This is a genomic window from Candidatus Eisenbacteria bacterium (genome assembly GCA_026388185.1).
GTDB lineage: Bacteria > Eisenbacteria > RBG-16-71-46 > JAFGJU01 > JAFGJU01 > JAPLKG01.
The window spans coordinates 326,270-343,403 of record JAPLKG010000008.1; the positions used below are offsets into that span (position 1 = coordinate 326,270).

A 17,134-nucleotide genomic window follows, 5' to 3' on the forward strand; every position below is an offset into this window, starting at 1 on the left:
GCTGTTCGAACGGAGGCGATGACGTGAATTTCCGAAAGGAAAAGACGAGGATTGCCTATTTTTCCATGGAGATAGGTCTTGATTCGAAGATACCCACCTACAGCGGAGGTCTGGGGGTCTTGGCCGGGGACACGATAAGATCCTGCGCCGATCTGAACGTGCCCATTATTGCTGTCACCCTTCTGTATCGAGACGGATACTTCCGCCAGAAACTGGACGCGTATGGAAACCAGGAGGAACTGGCGTCGGAGTGGAATCCAGGGGAACTCCTGGCGCTATTGCCCGTCAAGGTGAGCGTTCAGATAGAGACGAGAACCGTGTCTGTCCAGGCGTGGGAGTATCTAGTGACGGGTATTGGCGGCCACGTTGTGCCCGTGATTTTCCTGGATGCGGATGTTCCCGAAAACGGAGCGTACGACCGCAGCCTGACGCATTGCCTCTATGGCGGCGACGACAAGTACAGACTTTGCCAGGAAGTGATATTGGGAGTCGGTGGGGTGAGAATGCTCAAGGAACTCGGATACCACGAGATAGTGCGGTACCACATGAATGAAGGTCATTCGAGTCTGCTGACGCTCGAGCTGCTGAACGAGAGAAAGAAATCTGGCGCTGGAAGGAAAAGGGTCGACAAGATTGACGACACAAGATCCGATTGGGACGTTGACGGAGTGAGGAGGATGTGTGTGTTTACGACCCACACGCCTGTTCCCGCGGGACACGACCAATTCTCTTATAGTCTTGTGAGTCAGGTGTTTGGCGATTTCATTCCCGTGGACTTCCTGAAGCAAATTGGCGGCGGCGACACGTTCAACATGACTCTTCTGGCCATGAATCTGAGCCACTACGAGAATGGCGTTGCAAAGGAGCACGGCAAGGTCTCTCAAGTGCTGTATCCGGGATATCACATCGACTCGATAACCAACGGGATCTATTCGGCCAACTGGGTCTGCGACAGCTTCAAGGGGTTGTTCGACAAATACATTCCGGGCTGGAGAAACGACCCGTTCTCTCTGCGTTACGCCCTCAGTATCCCCAAGGAAGAAATATGGAGCGCTCATCGAGAGGCGAAAAGAGAGCTCATAGACTATACGAACGCCAAGGCAAACGCGGGCATGGATGGCGAAGTTCTGACGATCGGCTTCGCGCGCAGGGCGACGGCTTATAAGAGAGCGAATCTCGTCTTCTCTGACGTCGAGAGATTGACGAGTATTGCCGGAACCTCCGGCAGGGTGCAGTTCATCTTCTCCGGCAAGGCCCACCCCAGAGACATGCAGGGGAAGGAGCTGATCAAGCAGGTGGTTGCCGTGTCCCGGCGACTCGGAGACCAAGTCAGGGTCGCTTATCTGGAGAACTACGACATGGAATTGGCGAGAATGCTGATTGCCGGAGCAGACCTGTGGCTCAACACGCCTAGAAAACCTGAGGAGGCTTCCGGAACCTCCGGCATGAAGGCGGCTCACAACGGAGTTCCAAGCCTCAGCATTCTTGACGGCTGGTGGATCGAAGGATGCATCGAGGGTCTCACGGGATGGTCGATCGGGACGGTCGTGGCTGAGGAGAGCAGCGACGTCGAGGACGCCGGTTATCTGTATGACAGGCTGGAGAAGGTAGTCATTCCCACGTTCTACGGGAACCGTGACAGGTGGATCGAGATGATGCGGCATTCAATCGCCATCAATGGTTCATTCTTCAACACACACAGGATGGTGCTGCAGTACGTACTGAACGCCTACACGTATTGATGGGCGCTGACAATCGGTGTCGAAGCCCGGTGTCGACGGAACGCACCGCCGCAAGGCCCGAGCAACGTCGAAGACGCGCGTCGGCACGGCTCCTGCGCCTCACTTTGTGGTTCACTTCGAGGGCGTTCTGTGCTAGAGTTGCCGGCAATAAGTACCCTAGCTAACGGAGGTAAGAGCAATGGCAATCAGAGTTGGCATTAACGGATTTGGACGGATAGGAAGGCTTGTTCTCAGGTCCGGATACAAGGAAAGCGGCCTCGAATTCGTTGCGGTAAACGACGTGACTGACGTAGCCACGATGGCGCATCTGCTCAAGTACGACTCGGTCCACGGGATATTTCCTGACGAGATAAAGAGGGAGGCCGAGACCATCAAAATCGGTTCCAGCGCCAGCGTGAAGGTATTCTCCGAGAAAGACCCCGCCAATCTACCCTGGAAGTCGCTGGGTGTGGATATTGTGATTGAATCCACGGGCAAGTTCACGGAGAGGGATCTGGCCGCCAAACACATTTCCGCTGGGGCGAGAAAGGTGATGATTTCCGCGCCGGGAAAGAAGGCCGACGCGACTATTGTGATGGGAGTAAACGAGAACGTCTACGATCCTTCCAAGCACCACGTTGTTTCCATCGCTTCGTGTACGACGAACTGCCTTGCCCCCGTCGCGAAGGTGCTCAACGACAAATTTCAGATTGTTCACGGCCTCATGACGACCATACACGCTTACACGAACGATCAGGTGATTCTTGATTTTCCGCACAAGGATCTGAGAAGGGCCAGGGCGGCGGCCGTTTCAATGATTCCCACGACGACGGGCGCGGCGAAGGCGATCGGCCTCGTGCTGCCGGAGCTCGAAGGGAAGCTGGACGGCCTGGCAGTGAGGGTGCCCGTGGTTGACGCCTCTCTGGTGGACCTGGTCGTCGACGTGAAGAAAGCCACGACCGTGGATGAAGTCAGAAACGTCTTCAAGGAAGCCGCGAATGGCGCCATGAAGCGCTACCTGCAGTACAACGAGGACCCCATCGTCTCTGTTGACATCGTGGGAAATCCGCACAGTTCAATCGTCGACGGACCCCTCTGCTCGGTCATCGGCGGCACCATGGTCAAGGTTCTGGCCTGGTATGACAACGAGTGGGGTTTCTGTCAGCGTGTGATTGACCTTCTCAGACTCATGATGAAGACCTGAAGAAGGAAGGGGACCGTCGGAACCGAAGAATCCAGAAAGGGGACTCGGAGATGCTGAGAAAGCTCAGCGTGAGGGATCTTCCTCTCTCGGGAAAGAGAGTACTTACCAGAGTCGATTTCAACGTTCCTCTCGACAAAGAGGGGAACATCTCGGATTCGACGCGTATTGAAGCCTCCATGCCTACCATTCGCTACATGGTTGAGAAGGGCGGGCGAATAGTCCTGATGTCTCATCTCGGCAGACCGAAGGGCAAGGTCGTTGCAGGGATGAGCCTGGCCCCGGTGGCCGATAAGCTCCGGAGTTTTCTCCGCAAAGACGTTCTGTTCGCAACGGATTGCATAGGCGATCCCGCAATGAAGGCGGCGCTCTCCCTCAAGGACGGAGACGTTGCATTGCTGGAGAATCTCCGATTCCATCGGGAGGAAGAGGCCAACGACGAAAAATTCTCGCGCGAACTGGCTTCGCTCGGAGAGGTCTACGTCAACGACGCCTTTGGTTCGGCCCACAGAGCCCATGCGTCTACGGTCGGTGTGACCAGATACATCAGTCTGTGCGCGGCCGGCTTTCTCATGCAGAAGGAGGTCGAGTATCTGGGAAAACTCCTGGAAGAGCCCAAGCGACCTTTCGTGGCGGTGTTTGGCGGTGCGAAGGTGTCGGACAAGATCGGCGTCGTTCGGAACCTCGTTGACAAGGTCGACAAGATCCTCATAGGTGGGGGCATGATGTTCACGTTTCTGGCCGCCAAGGGATTGAAGATCGGGCAATCGATTCTGGAAGAGGAGAGCATTCCCGTTGCCAAAGAGATAATGGAGAGAGCCAGGAACAAGTCCGTTGAACTCATCCTGCCCGTTGATTGCGTCGTGTCCCCCTCCGTGAAAGACGCCGCCGAGACCAGGATCGTCCCCGTTGAAGAAATCCCCGAAGGACTTGCCGGTGTTGACATAGGTCCTCGCACGATAGAGCAATTCAGGGGAGCCCTGGCCGGTGCCAAGACAGTGCTTTGGAACGGACCGATGGGCGTTTTCGAAATAGAAGCCTATAGTGCCGGCACGGAGGCCGTGGCTCGCATGCTCGCAGAAGCCACTTCCTCGGGTGCGACCACGATCGTCGGTGGAGGGGATTCCGCGGCGGCGATTGTCAAGGCCGGCTTGGAGAATAGGGTCTCTCACGTGTCCACCGGTGGTGGGGCTTCTCTTGAGTTTCTTGAGGGTCTGGAACTCCCCGGGGTGGCCGCCCTCACAGACAAGCGTTGACAAAGGAAAGAGGCCATGCGGAAAAAGATCGTAGCAGGCAATTGGAAGATGTATAAAACCCCCGGCGAAGCCGTTTCTCTGGTGACACAGATCATCGCGTCCGCTCCTCCTCGTTCGGATCGTGACGTCGTGCTCTGCCCTCCGTTCACGGCTCTTTCCCGCGTGTCACAACTGCTCAAGGGCTCGCGTATCGAGCTGGGAGCGCAAAACCTGCACTGGGAGAAGGAGGGGGCCTACACCGGAGAGATCTCCGCGCCGATGCTCAAAGAGCTGGGATGCGAATACGTGATTGTGGGACATTCTGAGCGCAGGCAGTACTTCGGCGATGACGATTCGGTCGTTGCCAAGAAGCTTGGGGCGGTGCTTGCGGAGGGAATGACGCCCATCCTCTGCGTCGGCGAGAAGCTGGAGGAGAGAGAGGCAGCGAGAACGGAAAGTGTGCTTGAGTCGCAGATCAAGGGAGCTCTGGGCGGCTTTGACGCAAGGCAACTCGTGGACCTGGTGGTTGCATACGAACCCGTCTGGGCGATAGGGACGGGTAAGACAGCCACGTCGGAGATGGCTGTGGGAGCTCATAAATTCATAAGGAAGCTGCTTGACACCATGTTCGGGTCTCCCTTCGCAGAGCAAACCCGAATTCAGTACGGGGGAAGCGTCAAACCGGAGAACGCTTCCGAACTCCTTGGGGAGTCCGAGATTGACGGAGCACTCGTAGGTGGGGCGAGCCTCAAGGCCGATTCGTTCCTGAGAATCGTCGCCGCCGGTTGAGAGTGCGAGGTGCGATGCGGGCCGGCCGGGGCGACCGCCCGGCGACGGTAAGGCCCGTTGACGCGAGGGAGAATTTCTGTTAAAGTAAGGTGTTGTTGTAGAATTGGGTTGGCGTACCGTTTTTTGTTCATGATGGGGGTCTGACGTGTTTGCCTTCTTATTGGTTCTTCACTTGCTGATAACCGCTGCTCTGGTCATTGTCATTCTGCTTCAATCTGGCAAGGGAGGGGGGCTCGCCGGAGCATTTGGGGGGGGAGGCGGCAGCCAGACGATTTTCGGCGGCAGGGGTGCTGCGACTTTCTTGAGCAGGTCTACCGCCGTGCTGGGCGCCGCGTTCATGCTCACTTCCATGAGCTTGGCCCTGCTGACGACTAGGGGTCCAGTGAAGCGAGAGCGGAGCGTGATTGAGAACGTCATCAGGAAGGAGAGGGCGTCACAGCCCGCCCAGACACCACAAGGCGGAGTTCCTTCAGGGAGTCTTCCTGCGGGGAGAGTTCCGCTTGGGCAAACTCCAATCGGCGGTTCTTCTCAGTCGACGTCTCCGGCCGGTACTCAGTCAACCGTGACTCCGGGAACGGGACAAGTGGCCCCGGGAGCCGGTGTAGTCCCTAGTCAGACGGCGCCTGCTGCCGGGACGACGCAACCGACCCAACAGAAGAAGCCAACCGGAACATCGGCTACCGGAAAATAGACGCCCTAGCTTCCCACGTGCGGGGATGGTGGAATTGGTAGACACGTACGTTTGAGGGGCGTATGGGTAACCCCGTGCGGGTTCAACTCCCGCTCCCCGCACCATAAATCCCATAACTGCTTGTCGCCGTGTAAGTTGGCACGACAGACACTTTTCCTTTTCGCATCCCCAATCAACAGTGACCGATCATCGTACACGCTCCCACTTCCGCACTGTAACTGAGTCTCTAACAGCGAGCATTTCGTAGATTGAACCGTCTGTCCCTACAATCCAGGGCCCCTTGCCGTAGGTTAAAGTCGAGCGTTCATACCTCGGGAAGTCAATCACGGCGAGCATTCTTCCATCTGGAGAATATTTGCTTATCCTTTCGGACGAAGCAGTATCTGTGACCACGAAACTCTGTAGATAGACATTACTCAGACTATCTGTCCCCAAAGAGTCTCCCGGTAACTCTGCCCAGCCTTTGACCAACTTGCCTTCGTCATCAAACAGAATCGGGTTCCCTTTTACATCCACCTTGCTGTTGCACCGCGCGAAGGACCGAAAAGGACCTGTGGATGCAAAGATCCCTTCCCGCAAACTCGACAATTGGCTAGAGTCAGGGAGAACTCTTCCCCTTTCCACGAGCTTTATTGATTTCGTTGCGCGCCAATCGGCTAAATAGACATTCTCATGTTGATCCGACACAATCCCCGCCGAATTGAACTGCGGATACCCCTCTTCCGAACGGCAGAAACTCCAAGGCACTGCGACTGGCACATTTCTCACTGAATCCACGCCTGCTGCCTTCAAGAACACCCTATATCTGTCCTCCGCATCAGAAGTCTCGCAGAGAATGTATATGTCGCCGTTAGGGGGCAGAGTCATGTCCGTGGGAAACAGTAGGTCAACTTGCCAGGCCACGGCCTTGATCGTGTCCACGAATGCTCCATTATTTCCGTAGACCTTTATGTTTCCTTTCACCCCATCATATATGTAGATGTTCCCATCGGCGCCCATAGTGAAAAATAGAGCCCCGAGATAATTCCCATCGTATCCGTAGACCTTCTTCAGTCCGAATTCACTCTCCCCGCCACCGTACTGAGCCTGAATGAGGTTTCGGGGTCTGTAATTCTCGGCCGACAACGCGGTAGCAGGAATGAGCAAGGCCAAACCCAGCAACGCCGCGATCGATACCAGTCTTGTATTGACTCTCGAACAATCCATCAGCCACACCTCCTTAACTCGGAGAACTGGCGGATAACACGCACCCTAGCCCAGGATGGTGATCAAGATACAGGTGCTTTACACTAAACGCCCAGAGAAGCTCAGGAGCGATTCGGGGGACACCGATACACTATACTCTCCGATTCCTGTGCTTTGGGTCAACGCGTGACACGAGAGCACGGGATCCGTTCAAAATCCCTGACAGTTTTGCCTGAAGTTGGTCCTGTCGCAACATGGGTGAAATCCCGCTCCCCGCACTGAAAAATCAGTAAGCCCGAATTTGTGATTCAGCCTCTAAACGCTGCCGTCTCTACTCTGTGCCTCCCTCTAGAAACGCACGTGCTATTTGCAGTTACTGCTTCTCTGGGTCTTCTGCCAACGACTTTCGGTGAGTGTACAGCTTGGGGTCCTCGGGATGGGAGCCTGACACCGCACCTTCTACTCCGGCCTTCTGGGTTGGTTTTCCGCTCCGATCCGAACATCTCGGCGCTCCCACTGAAAGAATCTTCCGGATTGCGGGCACAGCGTGCGGTTCTCTTTCCTCGTTCCCGACTCTGTGATAGCATGTAGTTGGGAATCTGTTGTCACTGTAGTTGCAGATTATCTCCTAAGATCCCCAACAGGTAGTGCTCTATGGCTGACGGATCCGCATTCACTCCACGGCAGAAGCCCGAGATTCAGGGCGGCATGGTCTCCGTCTTCTGTCGGACGCGGGCAAGGGTGTCCGAAAATGGCACGTCGTGATTTGACCTTTCGCGTTTTTGTTAGTTCCACTTTCAGCGACCTAATTGTCGAACGGAATGCGCTTCATGAGCGCGTATTCCCTAAGCTGCGTGAGTTGTGCCTTCAGCATAGCTGCCGCTTTCAGGCGATTGACCTGCGTTGGGGTGTGAGCCAAGAAGCGACGCTGGACCAGCAGACCATGAACATCTGCTTGCAGGAGTTGGAGCGCTGCCGATCAATCACCCCCAGACCGAACTTCATGGTGCTCCTGGGCGACCGTTATGGTTGGCAGCCTTTGCCGCCACAGATCGAAGCCGGAGAGTTTGAAGCAATTCTGGAATGGGTCTCGCCCGAGGAAAAGAAGCTTCTCCTCTGGGGTGATGATCAACCCAAGGGTTCAAAGGGTTGGTATCGAAAGGATGAGAACGCGGTTCCTGCCGAATACTGTCTCAGGCCACGTGAGCTCAATGTTCCAGAGAATGTGACTGATAAGGAGAGACGGGGGGCCTTAGACCGAGAGGCCAAGGAATGGGAAGAGACAGAAAGGATGTTGCGGTCAATTCTCCTTCGGGCTCTGGACCAGCTTGGCTGGCCCGAGGGTGATCCCCGTCGCATCAAGCATGAGTACTCAGCCACGCACCAGGAGATAATAGACGGGGCGTTACGTGTGCCAGATGCGCATGAGCACGTGTACTGCTTTTTCAGGGAAATTGAGGGGTTGCCAATAGAGTCAAGCGCAAGAGGTTTTATTGACCTTGACGAGACCGGACATCTGGATAGTGATGCGCGTGGGAAGCTACAAAGTCTCAAGCAAAGCATGCGTGATCTCTTGCCCGGCAACGTACGTGAGTACAAGGTGGGATGGGCTGGACGGGGCGTTACGACAGAGCATTTGAACGAGCTCTGCGATGACGTTTACAGTGGGTTATCGCGCGTGATACTGGAACAGATCCGGACACTTGAGAAGGTAGATGAGCTGAAAACGGAAATCGAAGAACATGAGTCCTGGGGTAAGGAACGCGCGCGATTTTTCACCGGTCGAACAAGCATCCTACAACGAATAAGTGATTACCTGAGAGGCACAGATACTCATCCGTTGGCTATCTTCGGTGTGTCTGGTTCTGGCAAGACAGCGCTGATGGCACACGCGGCACAAAAAGCGCGGGAGATGCTTCCCGGTGCCCGAGTCGTCGTGCGTTTCATAGGTGCTACCCCGGGCTCATCAGACGGGCGTTCCGTGTTGGAAGACGCCTGTCGTCACATATACAGAGTATTCGATTTTGAAGAACAAAAACAGAACCTCCTTATTGACGTGCGAGAGATTGGTGAAGAGGAACATAAGAAACGGCAGCGTATTAAGGACGAGTATTCCATCCCCACGGAGTTTCAGAAGCTTTGCGTAACTTTCCAGGAGTTCGTTGCGAAGATACCACGGTCAGAGAGCCTAATCCTCTTTCTGGATGCTTTGGAGCAACTTTCCGAAAGTGACGACGCGAGAAGCCTCTCCTGGTTACCCACTGAACTGCCCCCGAATGTGCGCCTCATTGTTTCATGCCTTGTGGGCAAGTGTCTCTCAGTGCTCCAGGAAGCGCTGCCCGCTGCAAACCTTGTGGAGTTGGGGTCAATGGAGCCTCAAGAAGGTGAGAGACTCTTGGACCTCTGGCTCCAAGATGCCCGAAGGACTCTTCAGCCTCGGCAGGGGACAGAGATCTTGGCGAAGTTCCGGAAATGTGCTCTCCCTTTGTATATGAGACTTGCATTTGAGGAGGTCAGGCTCTGGAAGTCTCATACCGAACAGAAAGAGCTGGGTCTCGACATAGGAGGCGTCATCGGCAACTTATTCCAACGGCTTTCGTCGGATGCGAACCACGGGAGAGTGGTGGTTTCGCGCAGCTTGGGATATCTGGCCGCTGCGAAGAACGGCCTCGCCGAAGATGAATTGCTGGACATTCTGTCCCAGGATGAAGAGGTTGTGGCAGACTTCCTGCGCCGTTCGCCGCGGTCGCCGCGTGTTAAGCAGCTGCCTGTTGCCGTGTGGTCGCGCCTGTACTTCGAGCTCAAACCATACTTGACCGAGCGGCGCGCCGATCGGACGTCCCTGCTTGGGTTCTATCATATGCAGGTGCGACAGGTCGTGACGGAAAGATACCTGCAGCGTGAGCGGGAACAGATAGTCCGGGACGGGCTGATCCAGTACTTTGGCTGTCAGCCTCACCAGCTAGTTGATTCCGCGGGAGGCAAGGCACCCAATGCTCGCAAACTCTCGGAATTGCCCTTTGCCCTTCGACGGTCATGCAGATGGATTGAGCTATCTGTGCTCTTGACCGACTACGATTTCGTGGAAGCCGAGGTGCAAGCCGGAATGGTCATCGATCTCGTCGGACACTATGGCGAGATTCTGGCAGCAGGGACGTCGCGGCTGGAAGGGCAGGAGGAGGTACAACTCAGAGCTTGGGCTAACTTCGTGAGGAGCTCGGCTCACCTGCTACTACGCGGCGATGACCCATTTTTTCAGCTGGCCCTTAACCACGCCGATCGTGGCCCCGTGGTTGCCGCGGCTGAGGAGAGGGCTAGATATCATCCGGGACCGTGGCTCCGCCTGCTCAACCGACCTGTGCAGGCACAGTACCCGGCATGCTTCCGCACACTGGAAGGCCACACGGACGGCGTTAGTGCACTAGCCTTGACGCCGGATGGTCGCAGGATTGTCTCCGGTAGCGCTGATCGAACCTTGCGGCTTTGGGACCTTGAGAGCGGGCAATGCGTTCGTACCTTAGGAAAAGACATCGAGACGATAGAGTCCCTTGAAGTCTCGCCGGACGGTCGGCGCGTGGTTTCAAGTTGCAGATACAGAACGGTACGCGTGTGGGATCTCGAAGGTGGACGGTGTTTGCGCACTTACCGCGGGGGGTGGGGAGTGACCGAAAAGGTCACTGTCACTCCGGACGCCCACCTGGCGATATCTTACAGGGTGGACAGACGATTGACTAGGTGTGGTGGCCCTTTGAAACTGGACGGCACTTTGCGGGTGTGGGACTTGGATGTGGGTGACTGCGTGCGTAGCCTGGTTGGGCATCGTGAGCGGGTCCGAGCTGTTGTGGTAAGCGCAGATGGGCAAATCGCGCTCTCGGTCGGAGAGGATGGCATCAGGGTTTGGGCGTTGCGTACGGGCCAATGCCTGTGGCTCCTGGGGCGGGCCTCGACCTGGGTGGTCGCGATGACGCCGGACGGCCACCGCGCGGTCACGTGCAGCTTTGGGGAAGAGGCTCTGCGTATCTGGGATCTCAGTAGCGGGAGATCTTTGCAGACGTTCATAGGACAGTCCAGTGTGCGTGCCGTTGCCATCACGCCCGATGGACGGAGGGTCGTCTCAGTTGGGTTTTTGGACAAGATGTTGCGCGTTTGGGATACAGAAAGCGGCGCGTGTGTGGGCACGATAGGCGCAGCCCCTGACACCACGACTCTGGCCATCAAACCTGATGGAGGCTTCGCCGTGTCAGGAGGGTGGCGCGGGACAATCAAGGTCTGGGATCTGAGTACCGGTGAGGACGCCCACGTGAATCTAGGTCATCGCAAGAGCGTTGAGACCGTAGTCGTCACACCAGACGGGCGTATGGGCGTATCCGGGGGCTCAGGGAGTACGCTGCGGATATGGGATTTGGGTACAGGTGATTGCGTGCGCGTGATTGAGTGGACAGGGGTAGCAGAAGCAATTGAAGTGACGCCGGACGGGACGCGGTTGGTGTTGTCGGGCGAGAATCGCCTGAGTCTATGGAATCTCGAAACAGGAGAGTGCATTAAGCGGTTGTCGGGAGACACGAATTGGGCAGACGTGATCGTCGTTACCCCGGACGGAAGGCGTCTTATCTCAGGTGGATCCGATGGAGGTGTGAGGGTCTGGGATCTGCACACCGGAGAGCACCTGCAGGTCCTCGAAGGGCACACAGACTGCGTCCGAACCCTGGTGATCACCCCTGATGGGCGGCAGGTGATTTCCGGCAGCGATGACAAAAGCGTCCGAGTGTGGGATGTCGAAAGCGGCGAATGCGTGCGTGAACTGATAGGCCACACCGATGCAGTCGAGGCAATCGCCCTGAGTCCAGACGCGGGTCGCCTGGTCTCGGCAGGTGGCTTCGATCTTACGCTACGCGTCTGGAACCTAGAAAGTGGCGAGTGCTTGCACATACTCCAAGGGCACAAGTATAGAGTCAAAACCGTCGAGGTCACGCCCGACGGAGAGCAGGCAGTCTCTGCCGCACTTGACGACACTGTGCGGGTATGGAACCTACAGAGCGGAGAGTGCTTGCATGCATTGGCCGGACATAGAGACAGAATAATCGCAATTGCCGTTAGCCAAGACGGGAGGCACCTTGTTTCCGGTGGAATGGACGGCACCGTTAGGGTATGGGATTTGGTTGCGGGGAGACAGATTGCCTGCTTCTCCGGCTGGGGGTATGTAAGGGCCTGCGCCCTGAGCCCGGACTGTCGTCGCATCCTCGCTGGTGGTGAAAGCGCTCTGGTGGGCCATGTTTTCTTGCTTGCGCTCGAGAATGCTGTCCACGATCCGTTGATCGCTACGGGCTGGCGTTCAACGGTCAACTCACGTCATGTGATGCGTTGCCCACATTGCCGTACTTGGTCCGCGATTTCAGAATCTTACCTCGGCGCAACGCTAAGGTGCCCCGTTTGCCACCGTCTCATCCGGCTCAACCGCTTCACTATCAGTGGAAACTATCGTCCTATCCAGGCCGCTTGGCGCAGTCGGCAAACCTAATGCGGCTACGCCCAATAGGATTGAGGACCTAACTGGAAGGCCAACTGTAAATACGATTACGACTCAGCGCTCGCCAGACCGCCACATCATTTCCTGACTCTCAGTTTTCTCTCACCCTGTGCGACGAGGCCACGGGATCCGTCCAGAATCCCCGACAGTCTTGCCTGTAGTCGCTCTCGTCGCAATATGGGTGGAATCCCGCTCCCCGCACCAGCCGCTTTGCGACTGTAGGTGGATCCCAATATCCCTAACGGTTTATGAAGAAACCCCTGAGGCATAAGAGATGAACACCCTAACAGTTCGCCAGGGTTGTGGCATTGCTCAACCCCTATGTCTGCCGGCGGATATCGAGTCCAACCTTAGCTAGGAACTCTGGTATATTGCGCACCGTCTCTCTATCCCACTTCTTGACGTCTTCAGAGAGTTTGGTCCAAGGCACAAGATAAGGACTGATCTTCTTGGTCACATCCCTCTCTTGACCTAATTTCCAGCCTTTCGAAAGCCTCTCGACATTCCACCGAGCATGTTCCATCTCAGCCATAAGTTCGACCTCATCGCTAGTGAACGTCATTACCGCAATATTGCGATCAGTAACTCGGTGCACTGTGCAGCCAATCCGCTGCAGTTTCTCAAAAACGTGATCGGCCTGCTGCAGGTTAGAATCTCTAAGATCGCTCGCCAACTTTCCCCAATCTGCCATGGCCGGATCCTGGCCCGCCATGCTATCACAGCGAACTCGACGGTAGTTCTCGTGGATTGCCTTTGCGATGTTCTCGCGAATTGTGCGCTCCACGGCTTGGCTTCTGGAGCCGATGAATGTTCGTGCGGTCATCGTATCCACAGGCAGAGGGAGTAGTGAACTTGCGGTTCTCCATTCATCGTCTACCGGCAATCTCGCTGCTTCACCGCCACTGCCTTCTACAATGCCAACGACCGCACCAAGAGCTAACGCTATTCTGTACTCCGCCGCAGCTATGCTACCGCCGCCGATGCCAAGCACCTTGACGCTCGACGGTTTGATATCCGATGTCACAATGTCAGTCCAATACTGTAGAGCCTCAAGCGGACTGTATCCCGTCCCATCTGAGTGACGCATCTCCACCGGTGATTTGTCGCTGAGAATACCCGGTGACTCGTCCGCCGGGACGTACCCGATCATTGTGATACCAGTGCCATGCTCTTTGTAGATATCCACAAGTGCAGGCTCTCCTCCGTCTGCGTTGAGACGTGAAACAACGGTTCCGTTGAAACCCCGAAACGCATCGAGCAGAAGTTGACGATAGCCCTGGGTCTCCTGCTCAGAGCCGGAGTTGACTCCGCCAACCAGTACGATGACAGGGCCTGTAATCGTACTGGCAGCCTTCGAGGCTAGAGCCTTGAGTCTTTCCAGGGATTCCTTTGAGGGAAACTTAATTGCCTGCCCGAGCAGAAGGAGTCTTCTTGCCCACTCGTACCCCTGCAGCTTGTCCCCGAAAACCGCGAGCCTATCCAGAGAACGAAGCGAAGTCTCTATCATGAATGCCGCCGTGCTTAGCTGCACGGCTCGGGCATAAGCGGCTAGACTTTCGTAGGGCATCCCAAGCAGCAGGTAGAACTTCCCAATGTCATAGAAAGCCCAAGGTAGGTTCATACCCACATCGGCTTGATCGTGGCATCTGGCAATCGCACTGTCTATCGCAGGACGTAGCAATCCCACCATTGCAACGTCTGCGCGACGCAAGAGCTCACATTCAAGATAGTTTCCCAGAGGATACGGATCAGACGGGTCAAGTTCAAAGGCCTGGCGGTACAGTTCACGCGCCTTCTCGTCATCAATCCCTTTCCACGTGCCCGCCAACGAAGCCAGAGCATCGGGGTCTTTGTTGGGTGGCGCGGCAGCCGCCTCAAGATATTTCTGTCCGTTGCGGTATTCATCACTACCCGGGTTTGCCTTATGTAACTTGCACATTGCCATTCCAAGGTCTCTGAGGATTGCATGGTTTCCCGATTCGGCATATCTCTTGAGCACGCTTATTGCCTTTTCAAAGTCATCGAGGGTGATGGCTAGCTTCCCGATACGAGCAGCAAGGTCGGCGTTACCCGCATCATGTTCCAGGATGATCTCGAGAAGGTCGATCTCCTCGCGCATTGTTTCCTTAGTCATGTAAGCCCCGTAAGTGGCAGAGTAGCGTTGAAGAGCCGACTGGATTCTTGCAAATGAATTGTCGGTTTGCTCGAGCATGCCGGCCAGCGCCGATAGCTCTCGCTGCCACTTTTCGGGAATCTTGAAGGCGCCCTTGTAGGCTCTGTCATGAGTGAAAACCGCCCAGGCGTGTTCAAGTATCGTCTTTACCTGTATCTCCGCTTTGAGGCCGAGAGTCTCTTCCGGGATTTCAACGTCCACGTCCCCGGTCGGAAAGACACCCGGCCTCAATCGAACCACGTAGTGGACGGAACGATAACCAAATTCAGCAGGCTTGAGCCGTTGTGCTACGTCGATAGTATTCTCCCAGTCAATGTCAAAGTGCCGTTCAATGAACTCACAGACGGCCCTGACTTCGGCAAGCGTGGGGAGTATCACTCTAGCGCCGCACAAGTCCGTTATCTGATTGACAGGATCCCTGTACTTGTTCTTCTTCCGCTGGATCTTTTCCCCAAAGCTAGCGACTGACTTTGGTCGTGTCTGTACGATGGCTAGCGGCGCGTACTTCTTCGCGGCTTTCTCGAGCACCACTTGGAGCATGTTAGCGTACTTCTGGTAGCGCCCATGTATAGATTTGTATTTCTCTATCTGACTTTTGGCCCATTCCTCTTCTTTAGATTTGGTGCTTTCTTCCATCTGAACGTTCCTCGTGGTTTCGGTGCTTTCCGATGACTATCTATAATCGGAGAAAATGGTTTTCGATCTTACTGCTGCCATCTTGGGAAACGGTCAACTTTCCTCGGCTTGAATGTAGTTCTTAGCAAACACTCTGAATTGATCCACCAGATCCATGTCCGCAAGATCATGAGGATCGACCCAGATGTATTCGTCGTGCTCGCTGCTAAGGCGGACCTCGCCGGATTCTACAATACCTTCTAGAATCAAGTATGCAACTCTAGTCGTAGGCGACTCGTACTCGGACGCTCCCAGAACACGTTGAAGTGAAACCCGCAGGCCGGTCTCCTCGGCAACCTCGCGCAGCAGCCCCTGTTCAAAGCTCTCCCCACTGTCAACTTTACCGCCGGGTAGGTCCCACCTCCCAGGGCTTCCCCTGGAACTCAACGAACGCTTGAGGAGCAGACAGCGTCCGTTGTTATCACGAAGCAGGACCTTGGCAGACAACCTAATCGGTCTTGATGACATTACGTGCTCCCAATTGGTGACTGAAATCCGTTTATTGGATTCCGGGTCCTCAGAGGCGTAAGTTGCGATACAAGGACTGCTCAGCACATCGGCCCGGACCGTTGCATCCAGCTTCTCAAGCCGGAAGGATTAGCACTATTCTTCGTTCTCAACGATAATGGCCCTGCTTTCGGACAGGGAAGCAGGTTAAGAGAATACTCTACCACTCCCGCGAACTGTTGGCCAGCCGTCTTCTTTCCTTATAGGTACTCGTGCGCACATTAACGCTCTCTTCGCTACTCATTGCATGGCCTGCAGACAGGATTTCCAGTTCTTCTCAATCATCTTGGTACTAGGGTGGTTGGGTCCCAGGATCTCTTCAGCTATTCCCAGGGCATGTTTGTATAGAGGCTCGGCCTCGGGATAGTTACCCTGGGCATAATAGAGCAGGGACCTCCCCCCACAAAAATGATCCACTCATAATGTGAGTTTTCTGGCAAGATCTCTGTTTCTGGAAGGGGGTTTCGTCCATGAGGAAGTCGAAGTTCAGCGAGGAACAGGTTGCGTTTGCGTTGCGGCAGGCGGAGACGGGCACGCGGGTGGCGGAGGTCTGCCGGAAGGTGGGGATCAGTGAGCAGACGTTCTTTCGATGGAAGAAGAAGTACGGAGGGCTTGGAGTTTCGGAGCTCAGGCGTCTGAAGCAGCTCGAGGAGGAGAACCGTCGGCTCAAGCGCATGGTGGCGGACCTGAGCCTGGATAAGCAGATGCTTCAGGATGTGCTGTCAAGAAAGCTCTAAGGCCAGCCCAGAAGCGTGAGCGCGTGGAGCATCTGCAAGAGGCGTATTGGGTGAGCGAACGGCGGGCATGCGATGTGGTGGTGATATGGCGATCGTCACATCGGTACTGTTCGCACGGGAGAGACGACGGAGCCTTGCGGATGCGGATCCGGGAGATCGCAGAGACGCGGTTTCGGGCGTTAACGATAGTCGATAATTATAGTCGGGAGTGCCTGGCGATTGAAGCCGGTCAAAACATCACGGGAGCGGAAGTCGTCGCCGTCGTGCGGCGGCTCGTGAAGGAACGGGGCGTTCCTGATCGCATACAATGCGACAAGGGGAGTGAGTTTATTTCTAAGGTTTTGGATAAGTGGGCCTATGAGCATGGAGTCACGATGGATTTCTCGAGACCCGGCAAGCCCGGTGACAACGCGATGATCCAGTCGTTCAATGGAACGTTTCGGGATGAATGCCTGAATGTGAATTGGTTCTTGTCAATGGAGGATGTTCGAGAAAGAATAGAGAGGTGGCGCGAGGAGTATAACATGTTTCGACCTCATAGCTCGCTCGGTGATTTGACGCCACGGCAGTTCGCCGAGCAGTTCGCTGTGAGCTCGCAAGGTCAGAAAACTCTACTTTTGGCTGGACGGGGTAAGGTCAGAATGGGTTGAACCCAGTGGCTTGCGACGCAAGCGATATCGTAACAGAGGGCCT

General features: G+C 55.5%; 10 protein-coding genes, 1 tRNA gene and 1 pseudogene. 8 read left to right on the forward strand and 4 right to left on the reverse strand.

Annotated features, from left to right (window positions below):
* The first annotated feature begins 23 nt into the window (after positions 1–23).
* The 6 genes from glgP to NTX17_04235 all read left to right on the forward strand — a co-directional run bounded on the left by glgP (position 24) and on the right by NTX17_04235 (position 5,741).
* Positions 24–1,742, forward strand: coding sequence for an alpha-glucan family phosphorylase (gene glgP, locus NTX17_04210; protein MCX5800571.1), 1,719 nt, complete (start codon positions 24–26; stop codon positions 1,740–1,742).
* Positions 1,743–1,920: 178 nt separating this feature from the next.
* Positions 1,921–2,925, forward strand: coding sequence for a type I glyceraldehyde-3-phosphate dehydrogenase (gene gap / locus NTX17_04215; protein MCX5800572.1), 1,005 nt, complete (start codon positions 1,921–1,923; stop codon positions 2,923–2,925).
* A gap of 53 nt (positions 2,926–2,978) precedes the next feature.
* Positions 2,979–4,178: a phosphoglycerate kinase gene (locus NTX17_04220; protein MCX5800573.1), complete on the forward strand. Its 1,200-nt coding sequence runs from the start codon at positions 2,979–2,981 to the stop codon at positions 4,176–4,178.
* Between the two features lie 15 nt (positions 4,179–4,193).
* On the forward strand, positions 4,194–4,946 hold the full coding sequence (tpiA, locus tag NTX17_04225; GenBank protein ID MCX5800574.1) for a triose-phosphate isomerase: 753 nt from the start codon (positions 4,194–4,196) through the stop codon (positions 4,944–4,946).
* Between the two features lie 145 nt (positions 4,947–5,091).
* Entirely contained in the window at positions 5,092–5,637 is a 546-nt protein-coding gene (gene secG / locus NTX17_04230; protein ID MCX5800575.1) for a preprotein translocase subunit SecG, read from the forward strand.
* A gap of 19 nt (positions 5,638–5,656) precedes the next feature.
* Positions 5,657–5,741, forward strand: a tRNA-Leu gene (locus NTX17_04235).
* 82 nt (positions 5,742–5,823) lie between these two features.
* Here the strand turns inward: NTX17_04235 and NTX17_04240 are convergent.
* Entirely contained in the window at positions 5,824–6,843 is a 1,020-nt protein-coding gene (locus tag NTX17_04240) for a hypothetical protein (protein MCX5800576.1), read from the reverse strand.
* A gap of 730 nt (positions 6,844–7,573) precedes the next feature.
* On the opposite strand from NTX17_04240, the gene NTX17_04245 reads away from it, so the two are divergent.
* A complete protein-coding gene (locus tag NTX17_04245; GenBank protein ID MCX5800577.1) occupies positions 7,574–12,340 on the forward strand; it encodes a DUF4062 domain-containing protein in 4,767 nt (1,588 codons plus the stop codon).
* A gap of 328 nt (positions 12,341–12,668) precedes the next feature.
* Here the strand turns inward: NTX17_04245 and NTX17_04250 are convergent, their stop codons facing one another.
* From NTX17_04250 to NTX17_04260, 3 genes are all read right to left on the reverse strand, one after another.
* Positions 12,669–15,158 (reverse strand): RyR domain-containing protein, encoded by a 2,490-nt coding sequence (locus tag NTX17_04250; protein MCX5800578.1) that lies wholly within the window; start codon positions 15,156–15,158, stop codon positions 12,669–12,671.
* Between the two features lie 93 nt (positions 15,159–15,251).
* Positions 15,252–15,665 carry an NUDIX domain-containing protein gene (locus NTX17_04255; GenBank protein MCX5800579.1) on the reverse strand — a complete coding sequence of 138 codons (414 nt, stop codon included), beginning with the start codon at positions 15,663–15,665 and terminating at the stop codon, positions 15,252–15,254.
* A gap of 279 nt (positions 15,666–15,944) precedes the next feature.
* The gene (locus NTX17_04260) at positions 15,945–16,121 is read right to left on the reverse strand and encodes a tetratricopeptide repeat protein (GenBank protein ID MCX5800580.1); all 177 of its coding nucleotides are present in this window, start codon (positions 16,119–16,121) and stop codon (positions 15,945–15,947) included.
* 53 nt (positions 16,122–16,174) lie between these two features.
* Here NTX17_04260 and NTX17_04265 point away from each other — a divergent pair.
* Positions 16,175–17,091 (forward strand): annotated as a pseudogene (locus NTX17_04265) (IS3 family transposase).
* The last annotated feature ends 43 nt before the right edge of the window (positions 17,092–17,134 follow it).